This is a genomic window from Cupriavidus lacunae (assembly GCF_003353055.1).
Classification (GTDB): domain Bacteria; phylum Pseudomonadota; class Gammaproteobacteria; order Burkholderiales; family Burkholderiaceae; genus Cupriavidus; species Cupriavidus lacunae.
Map to the genome: position 1 here is coordinate 192,381 of NZ_QKWJ01000005.1, position 17,613 is coordinate 209,993.

Sequence of the window (17,613 nt, forward strand, 5' to 3'; positions counted from 1 at the left end):
CGACGTGGGTTGGCACTACGTGCGGTGTTCGTTTCGAATACGGTCTCGGCAACGCGATGGCGGCCACCGAAACGGCATTCGAAATAAAAACGGGGCTCGGTGAGGAGCCCCGTTTCAGCAGACCTTGCGGTCAGCGGTCGACCTTGCGGTCGGTGCTTGCCCGGCTACGCTCGCGCGCGGCCGGCGCCGGCATCAGGCAACGGTGGCTTTCACCTGGTTGACGATGGCGGCAAAGGCAGGCTTGTCGTGAATAGCCATGTCCGACAGCACCTTGCGGTCCAGTTCAATCGAGGCCTTCTTCAGACCGTTCATGAACACGCTGTAGGTCATGCCATGCTCACGCGTCGCGGCATTGATACGCGCAATCCAGAGCGCACGGAACACGCGCTTCTTGTTGCGGCGATCGCGGTATGCGTACTGGCCAGCACGCATGACCGCCTGCTTGGCGATACGGTAGACGTTATTGCGACGGCCGCGGTAACCCTTGGCAGCGTCGATGACTTTCTTGTGACGGGCCCGTGCAGTGACCCCACGCTTTACTCGAGGCATGTAATGCTCCTTTCGTTTTCGTTAGGGTTATGCGTACGGCATCATCGCGCGCACCGACTTCAGGTTCGTCTCATGGACGTCCTGGGTACCGCGCAGTTGACGCTTGTTCTTGGTGGTCTTCTTGGTCAGGATGTGACGCTTGAAGGCCTGGCCACGCTTGAACGAACCGTTCGGACGGGCAGTAAAGCGCTTGGAGGCGCTTTTCTTCGTCTTCATCTTCGGCATGAAAAACTCCAGCTCATATGACATGCATGCAGGTGGACGGCTCACGCCGACGCTTGCAAGACCCGCATCCACTTGTTGTTGCGCGTGCGTCCCTTGCGGGCGACGCGCGGCTTCCGCACGAAGCAACGCCGGGATGCCTGGCATCCCGGCCGCCGCATCGCGCAAGAATTACTTCTTCTTCTTGGGAGCGAGCACCATCACCATCTGGCGCCCTTCCATCTTCGGCATCTGCTCGACCTGGCCGATTTCTTCCAGGTCCGCCTTCAGGCGTTCGAGCATGCGCGCGCCGATTTCCTGGTGCGCCATCTCGCGACCACGGAACCGCAGCGTGATCTTGGTCTTGTCGCCATCTTCCAGGAAGCGCTTCAGGTTGCGCAGCTTGACGTTGTAGTCGCCATCATCCGTACCCGGCCGGAACTTGACTTCCTTGACCTGGATGATTTTCTGCTTCAGCTTCGCCTCGTGGGCGCGCTTGGCTTCCTCGTACTTGAACTTCCCGTAATCCATGATCCGGGCGACGGGCGGAACCGCGTTCGGCGCGATCTCCACCAGGTCCAAGTCCTTATCTTCAGCCAGCCGGAGCGCGTCCATGAACTTGACGATGCCGAGCTGTTCGTTATCAACCCCTACCAGGCGCAGCTCAGGCGCGCTGATTTCCCGGTTGATGCGATGACCTTTGTCCGTAGCGATGTTGCGTTACCTCAAGAAGACAAAAAAACAAGCCGTGCTTACCACCCATCAGGCTTTGCTGGCGACGTCGTTTTGCAGACGCTCAACAAACGCGGAGACGGGCATTACACCCAGATCCACATTGCCACGGGCACGCACGGCCACTTGATTGGCATCCCGCTCCTTGTCGCCCACTACCAGCAGGTAGGGAACCTTTTGAAGCGAATGCTCGCGGATTTTATACGTAATTTTCTCGTTACGCAAATCGGCCTTGGCCCTAAACCCTTGTTTTTGCAGCAATTGCACGACGCTTTCAGCGTACTCTGCCTGCGAATCCGCAATATTCATGACCACGACCTGCTCCGGAGCCAGCCAGGCCGGCAGCGCGCCGGCGTGGTTTTCCAGCAGGATGCCCAGGAAACGCTCGAACGAGCCCAGGATGGCGCGGTGAAGCATCACCGGGCGCTTGCGCGAGTTGTCCTCGGAGACGTATTCGGCACCCAGGCGCTCCGGCAGCACCAGGTCCAGCTGCAGCGTGCCGCACTGCCACGAGCGGCCGATCGCGTCCTTGATGTGGTACTCGACCTTGGGGCCATAGAAGGCTCCCTCGCCCGGCAGTTCTTCCCAGTCCACGCCGCAGGCGCGCAGCGCCAGGCGCAGGCCTTCTTCGGCGTGATCCCAGACCTCGTCCGAGCCGGCGCGCTGGTCCGGGCGCAGCGACAGCTTGACCTTCACATCCTTGAAGCCGAAGTCGTCGTAGACCGAGAAAGCCAGCTCGTTGAAGGCCTTGGCCTCCGCGACGATCTGCTCCTCCGTGCAGAAGATGTGTGCATCATCCTGCACGAAGCCGCGCACGCGCATCAGGCCGTGCAGCGCGCCGGACGGCTCGTTGCGGTGGCAGGCGCCGAACTCGGCCAGGCGCAACGGCAGGTCGCGGTACGAGCGCAGGCCGTGGTTGAAGATCTGCACGTGGCCCGGACAGTTCATCGGCTTGATGGCGTAGTCGCGCTTCTCCGACTCCGTGACGAACATGTTCTCTTTGTAGTTCTGCCAGTGGCCGGACTTCTCCCAAAGCGAACGGTCCATCACCTGTGGCGTACGGACTTCATCGTAGTCCGCGTCGGTCAGGCGGCCGCGCATGTACTGCTCCACCGCCTGCCACACCTGCCAGCCCTTGGGGTGCCAGAACACCATGCCGGGCGCCTCTTCCTGCAGGTGGAACAGGTCGAGCGTCTTGCCCAGCTTGCGGTGATCGCGCTTCTCGGCCTCTTCCAGCATGTGCAGGTAGGCTTCCTGGTCTTCCTTCTTCGCCCAGGCCGTGCCGTAGATGCGCTGGAGCATCTCGTTGTTGGCATCGCCGCGCCAGTAGGCACCGGCCACCTTCATCAGCTTGAAGACCTTCAGCTTGCCCGTGGACGGCACGTGCGGGCCGCGGCACAGGTCGACGAAATTGCCTTCGCGGTACAGGCCGATCTCCTGGTCAGCCGGGATCGAGCCGATGATCTCGGCCTTGTATTTCTCGCCCATCGACTCGAACAGCGCCACCGCCTCATCGCGGTTCCACACTTCGCGCGTGACCTTCTCGTCCTTGCGGGCGAGTTCCGTCATCTTCTTTTCGATGGCGGCCAGGTCTTCTGGCGTGAAGGGACGCTTGTAGGCGAAGTCGTAGTAGAAGCCATTTTCGATCACCGGCCCGATTGTCACCTGCGCCTCGGGATACAGCTCCTTGACGGCATAGGCCAGCAAGTGCGCCGTGGAGTGGCGGATCACATCGACGCCGTCGGCGTCCTTGTCCGTGACGATGGCCAGCTCGACATCGCGGTCGATCCGGTAGCTCGTGTCGACCATTTGGCCATCCACCTTGCCAGCCAGTGCGGCCTTGGCCAGGCCGGAACCGATGCTTTGCGCCACTTCGGCAACCGTTACCGGGCCGGGGAACTCGCGGCGGGACCCATCCGGCAGCGTGATTGCGATCATTTCGACTCTCCAGGTTCCGCCGGCCGCGCCTTGCGCATCGCCTGAGCGGATCAAACTGCATCTTGTGGCACCGGCCCGCATGCGTGCGGGGCTGGCGATTCATTCTTTGCTGCCCTGCTCTGCAGCGCGCGAAGGCGGCAGCTTATCAGGGCGCTGGCAGGCGACAGACGAAAAAAAACGCGGCCAAGGCCGCGTTTCTCTTTGTCAAACCCGATCCAACCGGGCCGAAGGCGCACCTCGACTACTGTCGCTTGCCAGCGGTAGTAGTTCGCGGTGTCATAACCATGATGCGCTTCCGTTCCGTATGGGGTTGAATCGGACTTGCCGTACTTCTTTTTAATGCTTTACTGCAATTCGTTGGTAGGCTCGATTGGACTCGAACCAACGACCCCCACCATGTCAAGGTGGTGCTCTAACCAGCTGAGCTACGAGCCTAGCGAAGCCGCAAGTATAGCATCACTTTCTTTTCGCCTGCAACACCCCCTGGACCTCTTCGATCAGCAGCAGCGCGCGCTGCAGCTGCGTGGCCTCAGACACCTCGGCGGTGAACTGCATGCGCGCCACGCCCTTGCTGGAGAGTGTCTTGACGCCGGTGACGTTGATCTTCTCGCGCGACAGCACTTCGGAGATATCGCGCAGCAGACCCTGGCGGTCGATCGCCTCGACGTGGATGTCGACCGGATAGACCGCTGCGTGGCTCTTCTGCCCCCACTCGGTCTGGATCACCCGCTCCGGCGCGCGCGCCGCCAGTTGCTGGAAGGTGTGGCAGCTGCGCCGATGGATCGACACGCCGCGCCCGCGCGTGACAAAGCCGACGATATCGTCCGGCGGCGCCGGCTTGCAGCAGCGCGACATCTGCGTCATCAGCGAATCCACCCCCACCACCAGCACGCCGCTCTTGGCGCCGCGCGCCACGCTGGTGGCGCGGCTCTTCTTGGTGACGGCGTCTTCCTCGCTCAGCGGCGCCTGGACCTCGCCCTCCGGGTGGCGCAGCGCGTGCTCCACATGGCGCAGGCTGAACTCATCCTTTGCCACCGCCGCGAACAGTTCTTCCGGCGTCTTGAAGCCCAGCCGCGTGGCCAGGTCTTCCAGCTTGACCGCGGTCTTGCCTTCACGCTGCAGCGTCTTGTCGATCAGCGCCCGGCCCTGCGCGATGGTTTCCTGCGAATCGAGCGCGTTGAACCACGCGCGCACCTTGGCGCGCGCGCGGCTGCTGGCCAGGTAGCCCAGGTCCGCGTTGAGCCAGTCGCGCGACGGGCCGCCCTGCTTGACCGCGATGATCTCCACGGTCTGGCCGTTCTTCAGCGGCGTGTTCAGCGGCACCATGGTGCCGTCGACGCGCGCGCCGCGGCAGCGGTGGCCGAGGTCGCTGTGCAGGTAGTAGGCAAAGTCCACCGCGGTCGCGCCCTGCGGCAGCGCCACCACGCGCGCCTGCGGCGTCAGCACGTAGATGTGGTCGTCGATCGCGGCGTGCTTGATCTGCTCCCACGATTCGTCGTGCGCCACGCTGTGGTCGGCATCGTCCTTCCACGCCAGCAGCTGGCGCAGCCACGCTATCTTCTCGTCATAGCGCTCGCTGGCGGAGAACTGCCCGGCATAGCCGCGGCTGCCCGCCTCCTTGTAGCGCCAGTGCGCGGCCACGCCGTATTCGGCGAAGTGGTGCATCTCGTGGGTGCGGATCTGCACCTCGAAGGCGCGGCCGTCGTCGCCGATTACCACCGTGTGCAGCGACTTGTAGCCATTGGCCTTGGGCCGCGAGATGTAGTCGTCGAACTCGCGCGGGATCGGCTGCCAGATATGGTGGACGATACCCAGCACCGTGTAGCAGTCCTTGATATCGTCGACGATCACGCGGAAGGCGCGCACATCGTACAGGTCGGCAAAATCCAGCTCCTTGCCGCGCATCTTCTTCCAGATGCTGTAGATGTGCTTGGGCCGCCCGCTGACCTCGGCAGGGATGCCGGCGGTCGCCAGCTCGGATTGCAGCCGCGCGATGGCGCTGGCGATATAGCCTTCGCGCTCGATGCGCTTCTCATCCAGCAGCTTGGCAATGCGCTTGTAGGTATCGGGCTGCTCGAAGCGGAACGCCAGGTCCTCCAGCTCCCACTTCATCTGCCAGATGCCCAGGCGGTTGGCCAGCGGCGCGTAGATGTCGAGCGTTTCGCGCGCCACGCCGGGCAGTGGCGCCTGCTTGGTCTCGGCGAGCCAGCGCAGCGTCTGCAGCCGAGACGCCAGGCGCACCAGCACCACGCGGATATCCTGCGCGAACGCCAGCAGCATCTTGCGCAGCGCCTCGACCTGCTCGTGGCGGGCCTGCGCTTCGTTCTTGGAGGGCTCGGCGTCGGGGCGGCTGCCGGCGATGGCGCCGATGCGCAGCAGCTGCCGCACGCCGTCGACCAGCCGCGCCACCTCGTCGCCGAAGCGCGGCGCGATCTCGGCCTCGGTGCCGGGCACGTAGGCCACCAGCCCGAACAGGCAGGCAGCGGCGCGCGCGGCATCATCGACGCGCAAGCCGTCGAGGATGCGCAGCATGCCCTGCGCGTGCGACAGCACGGTCTCGCCGGTCGGCAGCGCAACCTCGGCACCATGCTCGCGCACGTAGGCCAGCGCGCGTTCGACCAGTTCGGCATCCGGAATGCCCGCGACCCGACCGGTCAGGTCGGTGGACGTCACCATGTCACTACGCCTGCATCAGTTGAGCGCAGCGGTCACCACCACTTCGATCAGGTAATCGGGATTGGCCAGGCGCGCTTCGACGGTGGCGCGCGGGGGCGTGTTGCCTTGCGGCACCCAGGCGTCCCAGACTTCGTTCATCTCCCCGATCAGGTCGACGTTGGTGAGGAAGATCTGGCACGACAGGATGCGGGTCTTGTCGCTGCCGGCCTCGGCCAGCAGGCGGTCGATATGGCCAAGCACCTCGCGCGTCTGGCCACGGATATCGGCCTTGGGATCGACCTCGGGCACCTGCCCGGCCAGGTAGACCACGCCGTTGTAGACCGCGTATTCGGACAACCGCTTGCCCACGTGGGCGCGCTTCAGTTCAAGGTTACTCATGACAATGCGTTGACGGATAAAAACAAGGCCGGCACAGAATGCGATGAAGCGATCAGGCCCCGGTAAAGAACTGCCGGGCAATCGCGATCTGCGCCGGATCGACAAAGGTCGGGGCATGGCCCACGTCGGGCACTTCGACCGAGCTCACATGCTTGCCGCGCGCCACCATCTCCGCGACGGTCTCGCGCAGCAGCAGGTCAGACTGCGCCCCGCGCACCACCAGCACCGGGGCCTCGATGGCCTCGAAGCCGTGCCAGAGCGCGGCCTCGCCCGCGGCAATGGCCTCAGGCGTGGACTTGCGGAACGGCACTGCCAGCTGCGGGTCGTAATGCAAGCCCCATTCCAGGCCTTCGGTGCCCTGCACCGGCTTCAGGATGGCGGCGTTGAGTTCGCGCCACTGCTCAGGCGTATGGCGCCCGAACGATGCGCTGATGGTCTGCAGGTAGGCCAGCCCTTCCTCGAAGGTCTTGAAGCGCACCGGCAGCCCCAGGTAGGCACCGATGCGCTCCACCGCCGAAGGCGCCAGCCTGGGGCCCACGTCGTTGAGCAGCAGCTTGCGCACCGGCGACTTCGGCAGCCCGGCCAGGCCCATGCCGATCAGGCCGCCCATCGAGGTACCAAACCAGTCCACCTTCTCCACGTTGAGCCGCGCGATCAGCGTGACCATGTCCGCGACATACTGCGGCACCACGTAGCTGTTGGGGTCCGCCAGCCATTCGGAGCGGCCGCGCCCGGCCACGTCGGGGCAGACCACGCGGTAGTCGCCGCACAGCGCGTTGGCCACGGTATCGAAGTCGCGGCCGGTGCGCGTCAGGCCGTGCGCGCACACCAGCACGCGCGGATTGGCGGGGTCGCCCCACTCGTGGTAGGCCATGCGGTGCAGGCCCGCCGGACTGATGCACTGGACAAAACCGAGACGCGGACTGGCAGACATCTGGACTCCCTGACGAACCCGACCGCGGAGCGCTGAAAGACGCCGCTGACGGAGGTTGAGCAAAGCTGGATTGTACGCCGCAGCGGGTACAATGCCACAGTACGCTTTACGCACTCCCGCCAGCGTTAATCCGGCGTATGCCGCCTCCGCGCGGCCTCGCGCATTCCGGCAACGAAGGCGCATCAGACCGGCCGGGCCGTGTCCGGCCAAACCACTCTCTCAACGGAGGCTTACATGCTCAAAGGCAAGACGGCACTGGTGACTGGCTCGACCAGCGGCATCGGACTCGGCATCGCGCAGGCACTGGCCGCACAGGGCGCCAACATCATCGTCAACGGCTTTGGTGATGTGGACGCCGCAAAGCAGGAAATCGCGCAGGCCGGTGCAGGCATCAAGGTGGGCTATCACGGTGCCGACATGAGCAAGTCGGCCGAGATCGAGGACATGATGCGCTATGCCGACAGCGAATTCGGCGGCGCCGACATCCTGGTCAACAACGCCGGCATCCAGTTTGTCGCCAATATCGAGGATTTCCCGCCCGAGCGCTGGGACGCCATCATCGCCATCAACCTGACCTCGGCCTTCCACACCACGCGCCTGGCGCTGCCCGGCATGAAGCAGAAGAACTGGGGCCGGATCATCAATATTGCCTCCACGCACGGCCTGGTGGCATCGGCGCAGAAATCGGCCTACGTGGCCGCCAAGCACGGCATCGTCGGCTTCACCAAGGTCACTGCGCTGGAAACCGCGCGGACCGGCGTGACCGCCAACGCAATCTGCCCGGGCTGGGTGCTGACGCCGCTGGTGCAGAAGCAGATCGAGGCGCGCGCGCAGCGCGACAACATTCCGCTCGATCAGGCCACACGCGAATTTGTGATCGAGAAGCAGCCATCCGGGGAGTTCGTCATGCCCGATGAGCTGGGCGCGCTGGCCGTGTTCCTGTCGTCCGAAGCGGCCCGCCAGGTCCGCGGCGCGATCTGGAACATGGATGGCGGCTGGGTGGCGCAGTAAGGAGGCAGCGATGCAACGACGCAGTTTCCTGCGCGCGCTGGCGCTGGGCGCGGTCTCGGCCGGGGCACTGGCGCCGGTGGCGAGCGCACTTGCGCAAGCCGCCAGGCCGCTTGCCATCGACGTCTACAAGAGCCCGCTGTGCGGCTGCTGCGAGGATTGGGTCAAGCATCTGCGCAGCAACGGCTTCACCGTGACCCTGCATGACGTCGAGGACACCGGTGTGTACCGCCAGCGCTTCGGCATGCCTGAGCGCTTCGGCTCCTGCCATACCGGCTATATTGGCGGCTACGCCATCGAGGGCCATGTGCCGGCGGCGGATATCCGCAAGCTGCTGGCCGCGAAGCCCAAGGCCGTCGGCCTGGCCGTGCCGGGCATGCCGGTCGGCTCGCCCGGCATGGAACAGGCCCCGCGCAAGGACCCGTTCGACGTGCTGCTGGTCAAGGCCGACGGCGCCGCCAAGGTGTTTGCCAGCTACAACAAGCAGGCCGGCTGACCTGCCGCTGCCATGGAAAAGGCCCCGCCGGTTTCGCACCGGCGGGGCCTTTTTCCTTTCCGCAGGCAGATGCCGCTTACAGCAGCGGCGCGCCGGTCTTGCTCTGGATTTCCTCGCGGCTGACGCCCGGGGCAGTCTCCACCAGCTTCAGGCCGGCCTCGGTCACGTCGATCACGCCCAGGTCGGTGATGATGCGGTTGACTACGCCCAAGCCGGTCAGCGGCAGGTTGCAGTCCTTCAGGATCTTGATGTCCTCGGTGCCGTCCTTCTTCTTGGCGGTGTGTTCCATCAGCACCACCACGCGGCCGACGCCGGCGACCAGGTCCATCGCGCCGCCCATGCCCTTGACCATCTTGCCCGGGATCATCCAGTTGGCCAGGTCGCCCTTCTCGCTGACCTGCATCGCGCCCAGGATCGCCAGGTTGATGTGGCCGCCGCGGATCATCGCGAACGAGTCGGCCGACGAGAAGATCGACGAGCCCGGCAGCGTCGTCACGGTCTGCTTGCCGGCGTTGATCATGTCGGCGTCGACTTCGTCCTCGGTCGGGAACGGGCCGATGCCCAGCAGGCCGTTCTCGGACTGCAGCCACACTTCCATGCCTTCCGGCACCCAGTTGGCCACCAGCGTCGGCAGGCCGATGCCCAGGTTGACGTAGAAGCCGTCCTGCAGCTCGGTCGCGGCGCGCGCGGCCATTTCGTCACGTGTCCATGCCATGATGACTCTCCTTAGCTGGCCGCGCGCACGGTGCGCTGCTCGATGCGTTTCTCGGGGGTGGTGTTCAGCACCAGGCGCTGCACGAAGATGCCGGCCAGGTGGATTTCATCCGGATCCAGCTCGCCGGTCTCGACGATCTGCTCGACCTCGGCCACGGTGACCTTGCCCGCCATGGCGCACATCGGGTTGAAGTTGCGCGCGGTGCGGCGGAACACCAGGTTACCGGCCTTGTCGGCCTTCCAGGCCTTGACCAGCGCCACGTCGGCCGTCAGCGAACGCTCCATCACGTACTGCTCGCCGTCGAATTCGCGGATTTCCTTGCCTTCGGCGACGATGGTGCCGACACCGGTCTTGGTGAAGAAGGCCGGGATGCCCGAGCCGCCGGCGCGCAGCTTCTCGGCCAGCGTGCCTTGGGGGGTGAATTCCAGCTCCAGTTCGCCCGCCAGGTACTGGCGCTCGAACTCCTTGTTCTCGCCCACGTAGGACGAGATCATCTTCTTGACCTGGCGCGTGGCCAGCAGCTGGCCCAGGCCGAAGCCATCGACGCCGGCATTGTTGGAGATGCAGGTCAGCTGCTTGGCGCCGCTGTCGCGCAGCGCGGCGATCAGCGCCTCGGGGATGCCGCACAGGCCAAAACCGCCCACAGCGATCGTCTGGCCGTCGCGGACGACGCCTGCAAGCGCTTCTGCGGCGCTGGCGTAGACCTTGTTCATGCTTCGCTCCTTCCTCGGTAGTCCCTGTCGAGCTTCCCGCCACCGGGTTGTGCGGCGGGCGACGCAGGGAAATTGTAACGGTACAATCGGCGACAGGCGCCGCAACTCGTCCGACCGACAGCATACGCAAGCGCAGCCGGCTACGCCATTACGTAAAAATACATAAGCAGATGCCCGCAATCGACTACCAGACCGCCTTCCAGCTCGCCCCCGTGGGCCTGGTGCTGTCACGCGAACGCGTGATCGAGGACTGCAACGAGGAGGTCTGCCGCATTTTCGGCACCACGCGCGAGGCGCTGCTGGGCCAGTCGTTCCAGGTACTCTACCCCACCGCCGACGAATTCGAGCGCACCGGCGCGCGCATTGCGCCGATCATGGGCACGCGCGGCATGTACTCGGACGAGCGCATCATGAAGCGCGCCGGCGGGGAACTGTTCTGGTGCCATGTCACCGGCCGCGCGCTGGACCGCTCGCAGCCGCTGGGCGCCGGGATCTGGACCTTCGAGGACCTGTCGCAGAAGCGCCAGGTCACGGCCGAGCTGACCGCGCGCGAACGCGAGATCGCGGCGCAGCTGGTGGAGGGGAAGACCAGCAAGCAGATCGGCAAGCTGCTGGCGATCAGCCCGCGTACGGTGGACATCTACCGGGCAAGGCTGATGAAGAAGTATGGGGCCAGTACCTCAGTTGATCTGGTGCAGCGACTGGTCAACCACTGAGCCCCGTGGCGGGCGTCAGCCCTCGATGATCGCCCGGATCTCGGCCGGCACCGGCACCGACTTCTCCTGCGTGTAGTCGCACCACACCACCTTGGCCCCGCCCTCGGCCCAGACCACGTCGGGCAGGTCGGTGCGGCGGATTTCCATGCGGGTCTCGAAGCTGGTGCGGCCCAGCTGGCCGGCGTAGACGCGGCACTCGATGTCGCCCGGATAGCGCAACTGCTTCAGGAACGTCATATGCGCATTGATGATGACCGGCCCCTGCCCGCTCGCATCCTTGCCGCCCCGCCCCAGCGACGCGAACCACTCGATGCGCGCCTGCTCCAGGTACTGGAAATAAACGGTGTTGTTGACATGGCCCATGGCATCCATGTCGCCCCAGCGGATCGGCATGACCACCGTATAGACGTGCTTCATCACGGTCTCCAAATGAAAAGGCCCGCCGAGTCTGGCGGGCCCCTGCGTGGCTTAGCGCTTGGCGATCGCGCCTTCGGCCTTGGTCACCAGGTCGGTGCCGATCTGCTTCTTCCACTTGTCGTAGACCTTGGCGGTCGCCTTGCGGAAGCTGTCGTGCTCGGCCGGCGTCAGGTGCGTGACCTTCACGCCGTGCGCCTCCATGTCCTTCCACGCCGGCGCGCCCGGCTCGGCCAGGCCCTTGCGGGCCAGCGCGATTTCCTGCTTGCCGGCGTCGATGGCGGCCTGCTTGACGATCTCGCGGTCGGCCGGGGTCCAGCTTTCCCAGATCTGCCTGTTGACCACGAAGATCAGCGGATCGGCCACGTAGCCCCAGGTGGTGACGAACTTCTGGCCCACCGTGTACAGCTTGGCGGCGGCAAACACCGACTGCGGATTCTCCTGGCCGTCGACGGCGCCCGAGGCCATGGCCGGCTGCGCGTCGGCCCAGCTCATCTGCGTCGGGTTGGCGCCCAGCGCATTGAACGTCTCGATATACAGCGGAGAGCCCACCACGCGCAGCTTCATGCCCTTGAGGTCTTCGGGCTTGCGGATCTCGCGCTTGGAGTTGGACACCTCGCGGAAGCCGTTCTCACCCCAGGCCAGCGGCACCACGCCGGCCTTTTCCAGCGTCGTGAAGATCGACTTGCCGACTTCGCCCTGCGTGAGCGCGTCCAGCGCCTTGTAGTCGGGCATCAGGAACGGCAGCGAGAACAGGTTCAGCTCCCTGACCTGCGGCGACCAGTTGATGGTCGAGCCCACCGCCATGTCGATCACGCCCTGGCGGATCGCCGAGAATTCGCGGGTCTGGTCGCCGGCCACCAGCGAGGTGCCCGGGTACAGCTTGATGTTGATGCGGCCGTTGGTGCGCTGCTTGACCAGGTCGGCCCAGATCTCGCCGCCCTTGCCCCACGGGAAGGCCGGGCCGAGCACCAGCGACATCTTGTACTCGGACTTGTAGGTCTGGGCCATCGCGCCGGCGGGGGCGAAGGCGGAGGCGGCCATGGCGGCAGCCGTTGCGAGCATCAGGGCACGACGTTTCATTTCATCTCCTCTCGGGAAAGCGTGAATTCTTCTTTGTGAATGCGGAACATCAATAGCCGAGGTAGTCCGGCAGCCAGGTCGCCAGCGGCGGATAGGCCAGCACCATCAGCATGGCGATAAACATCGCCAGCAGCATCCAGATCACCCAGGGCACGGTCTCTTCCATGCGCACGCGGGCAATCCGGCACGACACCATCAGGTTCACGGCCAGCGGCGGCGTGAACTGGCCCAGCGCCACCTTCAGCGTCAGCACCACGCCGAACCACACCGGGTTCCAGTGGAAGGCGTTGGCAATCGGCAGCAGCAGCGGCACGAAGATCAGGAAGATCGAAATGCCGTCGAGGAACATGCCTACCGTCATCAGCAGCAGCACGATCAGCGCCAGCACGCCGTACTCGCCCAGGCCGGAATTGGCAATGGCATGGGCCAGCGGGTCGATCACGCCGAGCGTGGACAGCGCATAGGCAAAGATGCCGGCCAGCGCCACCACCAGCAGGATCACCGCCGAGGTCTCGGCCGCCTCCTGGAAGATCGTGAACAGGTCGCGCATGCCGATGCTGCGGTAGATCACCATGCCCACGAACAGGCCGTAGACCACCGCCACCACTGCCGCTTCGGTCGGCGTGAACCAGCCGGCACGCATGCCGCCCAGGATCAGGAACGGCGCGACCAGCCCCCAGGCCGCTTCGCGCAGGCTCTTCCAGAATGGCGGGCGCGGCAGCCCGGCCTCGATCGCGCCCATGTTGTGCTTGCGCGCGAGCCACACCGCCGGAACGATCAGGGCCACGCCGGCCAGGATGCCCGGAATCATGCCAGCCGCAAACAGCGCGGGCACCGATGCGCCAGGCACCAGCACGCTGTAGATGATGAACGCGACCGAAGGCGGGATCAGGATGTCGGTCGCGGCGGCCGCGCCGACCACGGCGGCGCTGTACGAACCGGGATAGCCGGCGCGCGACATCGCCGCGATCATCACGCCCCCCACCGCGGCCGCGTTGGCCGGGCCGGAGCCGGAGATGCCGCCGAGGAACATCGCCACCAGGATCGCCACCAGCGGCAGCATGCCGGGGCCGCGGCCGACAATGGCGATGGCAAAGGTCACCAGCCGCTGCGCCACGCCGGAGCGGTCGAAGATCGACCCCACCAGCACGAACATCGGGATCGCCAGCAGCGGATACTTGGCCAGCCCCGCATAGAAGTTCTGCGGCACGGCCAGCAGGCCGAACATCTGGGTATCAAGGTTGGACAGGCCGATGGCAACCAGGCCGCCCAGGCCCAGCGACACGCCGATGGGCACGCCCAGCAGCATCAGGCCGATAAAGACCACGAACAGGATGATGGCAATCAGGGTCATTGCGCCTGCTCCGCCGTCTTGTCCGCTGCCTTGCCCGCATGCAGCGCCTTGAGCGCGCGCACGTTGCGCGCCATCAGCCCGAATGCGCGCAGCGCAATGCCCGCCGACAGCACCGGCAGCCAGACCGAATACCACCAGCTCGGCACGCCGATCCCCGGCGAGGTCTCGCCATAGGTGTATTCATCCCACGTAATGCGCGCGCCCAGCACCGCCAGTGCAATGAACATCACCGCGACGCCCAGCGCCGACAGGATCGCCAGGCGCTTCTGCCGGGCCTCGCTGCCGCGCTCGAAGAAGAATTCGATGCGGATATTGCGGTCGCGCGCCACCGCGGCGCTGCCGGCGACCAGCGCCAGCACGATCATCAGAAAGACCGAGAACTCCTCGGTCCAGGCGAACGATTCGTCGGTGAAATAGCGGACCACCACGTTGGCGAAGGTGATGCCCACCAGCAGCACCATCACGATCACGCCAATCCAGTCCTCGATGCGGGGCGATACCCGGAATTCAGCGTCCTGCGCTTCGTCGGCGGCCTGCGGGATCAGCACGGCATCGACGACGTGTTGCGGCACGGCGTTGCGCCGTGCTTCTGCTTGTTGCTCCATCTCCCCGGCCTCCGGTCCAGGGCCGCTCGGGCCATCCGGCCACTGCGGCGTTTTTTACTTGTATGTAAAGACTTAATCTGCAGACATGGCGGATTATGCCAAGACTGGCCCGCAGCGCACGAATTTTCTGAACATTGATATGTGCTGGCGACGGCGCGCCCAAGGGGACCGGATAAGCCCTGGGGACGCAATCTGGGTATCCCGCAGCGCTTTTGGCGCGCGGCCGGGATGTTGGGGCGTTGCGCCCCCACTGCCCGCGCTCAGGCGGTCAGACCATGCCGTCGTCGGCGGTGATGACGGCCCCGTTGATGAACTGCGACTGGTCGGATGCCAGCAGCAGCAACAGCCCGTCGAGATCCTCAGGCTTGCCCAGGCGCTTGCGCGGCAGCATCTGGATCAGCTTCTGCCCGGCGTCCGAGTCCCAGTGGTGATGGTTGATATCGGTGTCGATATAGCCCGGGCAGATGGCGTTGGTATTGATGCCGTGGCGCGCCCATTCCAGCGCCATGGCCTTGGTCATGTGCACCACGGCCGCCTTGCTCATGCAATAGACGCCGATCTGCGACAGCACCTTCAGCCCGGCCACCGAGGCGATGTTGACAATGCGCGCCTGCGGCAGCGGGCTGCCGTTGCGCTCGGCGCCCTTGGCGCGCGCGATCATGCGCTTGGCCACTTCCTGGGCGACGAAAAAGGCGCCGCGGGTATTGGTGTCGAAGACGAAATCGAAATCGTCGGGGGTCACATCGGTCAGCTTCTGCGTGGTCGACACGCCGGAGTTGTTGACCAGGATATCGATGGAGCCGGCTTCCGTCTCGGCATGCGCCACGGCGGCGCGAATGCTGTCCGGATCGGTGACGTCCAGGCGCACCACGTGGGCGCTGCCGCCCTCGGCCTCGATGGCCGCGCGCAGTTCCTTGAGCCGCTCGCTGCGGCGCGAGGCCAGCACCACCTTGGCGCCGGCGGCGGCCAGCACCGTGGCGAAACGCGAGCCCAGCCCGCTTGAAGCGCCGGTGACCAGCGCGACCTTGCCTTCCAGATTGATCGACAAACCCATGATTACCTCTTGTGCGGGAGCCCCTCCGGCCTACTTGGGAGCAGAAGGCAGCATATCGAAAAAAAGAACGACCGTTCCAAAAAAATCCTTGCCTGTGGGTGGCGAGTCCCGGACAATGCCGGAGATTCTAAGAACTTGGCCAGCAAAGGGAAAGAGGGAAAACGCGCGATCCGGCAGTCTTCGGGCGCCGTTCGGGCGCCGTTCAAGACCGAAACGCCGCCAACTCCCTTCCCGCGGCTCTGATCCGCGTGCCGGGCCGGGTTCTCAGCAAAACGATCACCGCATTTCCCACAATTGCAAGCAAGCAGCAAAGAAATAGAGGGTTAGAGACAATGGATCAGCAACAGCTCCTGGAGCAGTTCGGCCCGCGCGAAGCCATGGAATACGATGTGGTCATCGTCGGCGGCGGCCCCGCCGGCCTGGCCACCGCCATCCGCCTGAAGCAACTCGCGCAGGAGAAAGGCGCCGACGTCAACGTGTGCGTGCTGGAAAAGGGTTCCGAGCCCGGCGCCCACATCCTGTCGGGCGCCATCATGGATCCGCGCGCCCTCAATGAACTGATCCCGAACTGGAAGGAACTGGGTGCGCCGCTGAACCAGGCCGTCACCGAAGACAAGTTCCTGTTCCTGAACGAGTCCGGCTCCAAGGGCACGCCGCCCGCGCTGCTGCCCGAGTGCTTCCACAACGAAGGCAACTACATCGTCAGCCTGTCGAACTTCGTGCGCTGGCTGGGCCAGCAGGCCGAGGCGCTGGGCGTCGAGATCTTCCCGGGCTTCCCCGCCGCCGAGGTGCTCTACAACGAGGACGGCTCGGTCAAGGGCGTGGCCACCGGCAACATGGGCATCGGCAAGGAAGGCGAGCCCACCGAGAACTTCCAGCTGGGCATGGAGCTGCATGCCAAGTACACCATCTTCGCCGAAGGCGCGCGCGGCCACCTGGGCAAGCAGCTGATCGCCAAGTTCGGGCTGGATGCCGGCAAGGACCCGCAGAGCTACGGCATCGGCCTGAAGGAGCTGTGGGAAATCGACCCGGCCAAGCACAAGCCCGGCCTGGTGGTGCACACGGCCGGCTGGCCGCTGGACCCGGCCACCTACGGCGGCTCGTTCCTGTATCACATGGAAGACAACAAGGTCGCGGTCGGCTTTGTGGTCGGCCTGGACTACACCAACCCGTGGCTGTCGCCGTTCGAGGAATTCCAGCGTTTCAAGACGCACCCGGAAATCCGCCAGTACTTCGAAGGCGGCAAGCGCCTCTCCTATGGCGCGCGCGCCATCACCGCCGGCGGCCTGCTGTCGCTGCCCAAGACCGTGTTCCCGGGCGGCGCGCTGGTTGGCTGCGACGCCGGCTACCTGAACGCCTCGCGCATCAAGGGCAGCCACGCCGCCATCAAGACCGGCATGCTGGCCGCCGAGGCCGCCTATGACGCGCTGCAGGCCGGCCGCCAGCACGACGAGCTGGCCGCCTACCCGGCCGCGTTCGAGCAGAGCTGGCTGCACAAGGAACTGCTGCAGGCCAAGAACTTCAAGCAGTGGTTCAAGAAGGGCCGCACCACCGCCACGCTGATGACCGGCATCGAGCAATGGCTGCTGCCCAAGCTGGGCATCCGCAACCCGCCGTGGACCATCCACCGCGTGAAGCCGGACCATGTCTACCTGAAGCCGGCGGCCGAGTGCCAGAAGATCGAGTACCCGAAGCCGGACGGCAAGCTGACCTTCGACCGCCTGAGCTCGGTGTTCATCAGCAACACCAACCACGAAGAAAACCAGCCGGCGCACCTGACGCTCAAGGACGCCAGCGTGCCGGTCAACATCAACTGGGAAAAGTACGCCGGCCCCGAGTCGCGCTACTGCCCGGCAGGTGTGTATGAGTTCGTGCAGGACGAGACGTCTGGCAAGGAACGCCTGCAGATCAACGCGCAGAACTGCGTGCACTGCAAGACCTGCGACATCAAGGACCCGACCCAGAACATCGTCTGGGTGACGCCGGAAGGCGGCGGCGGTCCGAACTACGTCGGCATGTAAGCCGGCCGCGCCAGCGGCTGGCATGT

General features: G+C 65.1%; 18 protein-coding genes and 1 tRNA gene. 4 read left to right on the top strand and 15 right to left on the bottom strand.

Going from position 1 to position 17,613, the window contains the following annotated elements; translation table 11 throughout:
• Positions 1 to 192: 192 nt before the first annotated feature.
• From rplT to DN412_RS07145, 8 genes are all read right to left on the bottom strand, one after another.
• Positions 193 to 549 (bottom strand): 50S ribosomal protein L20, encoded by a 357-nt coding sequence (gene rplT / locus DN412_RS07110; RefSeq protein ID WP_008650487.1) that lies wholly within the window; start codon positions 547 to 549, stop codon positions 193 to 195.
• A gap of 27 nt (positions 550 to 576) precedes the next feature.
• Positions 577 to 774, bottom strand: coding sequence for a 50S ribosomal protein L35 (gene rpmI / locus DN412_RS07115; RefSeq protein WP_006575466.1), 198 nt, complete (start codon positions 772 to 774; stop codon positions 577 to 579).
• A 168-nt stretch (positions 775 to 942) separates the two neighbouring features.
• Positions 943 to 1,464, bottom strand: a complete 522-nt coding sequence (gene infC, locus DN412_RS07120; protein WP_078195944.1) for a translation initiation factor IF-3 — start codon at positions 1,462 to 1,464, stop codon at positions 943 to 945.
• Between the two features lie 48 nt (positions 1,465 to 1,512).
• Positions 1,513 to 3,420 carry a threonine--tRNA ligase gene (thrS, locus tag DN412_RS07125; RefSeq protein WP_115013856.1) on the bottom strand — a complete coding sequence of 636 codons (1,908 nt, stop codon included), beginning with the start codon at positions 3,418 to 3,420 and terminating at the stop codon, positions 1,513 to 1,515.
• Between the two features lie 358 nt (positions 3,421 to 3,778).
• Positions 3,779 to 3,855, bottom strand: a tRNA-Val gene (locus DN412_RS07130).
• 21 nt (positions 3,856 to 3,876) lie between these two features.
• Positions 3,877 to 6,096 carry a RelA/SpoT family protein gene (locus DN412_RS07135; protein WP_115013857.1) on the bottom strand — a complete coding sequence of 740 codons (2,220 nt, stop codon included), beginning with the start codon at positions 6,094 to 6,096 and terminating at the stop codon, positions 3,877 to 3,879.
• A 15-nt stretch (positions 6,097 to 6,111) separates the two neighbouring features.
• Positions 6,112 to 6,474, bottom strand: coding sequence for a RidA family protein (locus DN412_RS07140; RefSeq protein WP_063238517.1), 363 nt, complete (start codon positions 6,472 to 6,474; stop codon positions 6,112 to 6,114).
• 52 nt (positions 6,475 to 6,526) lie between these two features.
• On the bottom strand, positions 6,527 to 7,408 hold the full coding sequence (locus DN412_RS07145) for an alpha/beta fold hydrolase (protein WP_115013858.1): 882 nt from the start codon (positions 7,406 to 7,408) through the stop codon (positions 6,527 to 6,529).
• Positions 7,409 to 7,642: 234 nt separating this feature from the next.
• Here DN412_RS07145 and DN412_RS07150 point away from each other — a divergent pair, with 234 nt between their 5' ends.
• Positions 7,643 to 8,419, top strand: coding sequence for a 3-hydroxybutyrate dehydrogenase (locus DN412_RS07150; RefSeq protein ID WP_115013859.1), 777 nt, complete (start codon positions 7,643 to 7,645; stop codon positions 8,417 to 8,419).
• Positions 8,420 to 8,429: 10 nt separating this feature from the next.
• Complete coding sequence (locus DN412_RS07155) at positions 8,430 to 8,912, top strand: DUF411 domain-containing protein (RefSeq protein ID WP_115013860.1); 483 nt, start codon at positions 8,430 to 8,432, stop codon at positions 8,910 to 8,912.
• 76 nt (positions 8,913 to 8,988) lie between these two features.
• On the opposite strand, the gene DN412_RS07160 is transcribed toward DN412_RS07155, so the two are convergent.
• Positions 8,989 to 9,627 (bottom strand): CoA transferase subunit B, encoded by a 639-nt coding sequence (locus tag DN412_RS07160; protein ID WP_115013861.1) that lies wholly within the window; start codon positions 9,625 to 9,627, stop codon positions 8,989 to 8,991.
• An 11-nt stretch (positions 9,628 to 9,638) separates the two neighbouring features.
• Positions 9,639 to 10,340 (bottom strand): CoA transferase subunit A, encoded by a 702-nt coding sequence (locus tag DN412_RS07165; RefSeq protein ID WP_078195937.1) that lies wholly within the window; start codon positions 10,338 to 10,340, stop codon positions 9,639 to 9,641.
• A gap of 170 nt (positions 10,341 to 10,510) precedes the next feature.
• Between DN412_RS07165 and DN412_RS07170 the strand changes: the two genes are divergently transcribed.
• Positions 10,511 to 11,056, top strand: coding sequence for a PAS and helix-turn-helix domain-containing protein (locus DN412_RS07170; RefSeq protein WP_115013862.1), 546 nt, complete (start codon positions 10,511 to 10,513; stop codon positions 11,054 to 11,056).
• 15 nt (positions 11,057 to 11,071) lie between these two features.
• Here the strand turns inward: DN412_RS07170 and DN412_RS07175 are convergent, their stop codons facing one another.
• The 5 genes from DN412_RS07175 to DN412_RS07195 all read right to left on the bottom strand — a co-directional run bounded on the left by DN412_RS07175 (position 11,072) and on the right by DN412_RS07195 (position 15,566).
• The gene (locus tag DN412_RS07175; protein ID WP_018310310.1) at positions 11,072 to 11,473 is read right to left on the bottom strand and encodes an acyl-CoA thioesterase; all 402 of its coding nucleotides are present in this window, start codon (positions 11,471 to 11,473) and stop codon (positions 11,072 to 11,074) included.
• 51 nt (positions 11,474 to 11,524) lie between these two features.
• A complete protein-coding gene (locus tag DN412_RS07180) occupies positions 11,525 to 12,553 on the bottom strand; it encodes a DctP family TRAP transporter solute-binding subunit (protein WP_115013863.1) in 1,029 nt (342 codons plus the stop codon).
• Positions 12,554 to 12,602: 49 nt separating this feature from the next.
• Positions 12,603 to 13,907 carry a TRAP transporter large permease gene (locus DN412_RS07185; RefSeq protein WP_206363367.1) on the bottom strand — a complete coding sequence of 435 codons (1,305 nt, stop codon included), beginning with the start codon at positions 13,905 to 13,907 and terminating at the stop codon, positions 12,603 to 12,605.
• Positions 13,904 to 14,512 (bottom strand): TRAP transporter small permease, encoded by a 609-nt coding sequence (locus DN412_RS07190; RefSeq protein ID WP_115013864.1) that lies wholly within the window; start codon positions 14,510 to 14,512, stop codon positions 13,904 to 13,906. Before DN412_RS07190 ends, DN412_RS07185 begins: the two co-directional genes overlap by 4 nt.
• A 268-nt stretch (positions 14,513 to 14,780) precedes the next feature.
• Complete coding sequence (locus tag DN412_RS07195) at positions 14,781 to 15,566, bottom strand: SDR family oxidoreductase (RefSeq protein WP_115013865.1); 786 nt, start codon at positions 15,564 to 15,566, stop codon at positions 14,781 to 14,783.
• Positions 15,567 to 15,898: 332 nt separating this feature from the next.
• On the opposite strand from DN412_RS07195, the gene DN412_RS07200 reads away from it, so the two are divergent.
• Positions 15,899 to 17,587 (top strand): electron transfer flavoprotein-ubiquinone oxidoreductase, encoded by a 1,689-nt coding sequence (locus tag DN412_RS07200; RefSeq protein ID WP_078195931.1) that lies wholly within the window; start codon positions 15,899 to 15,901, stop codon positions 17,585 to 17,587.
• Positions 17,588 to 17,613: the final 26 nt, after the last annotated feature.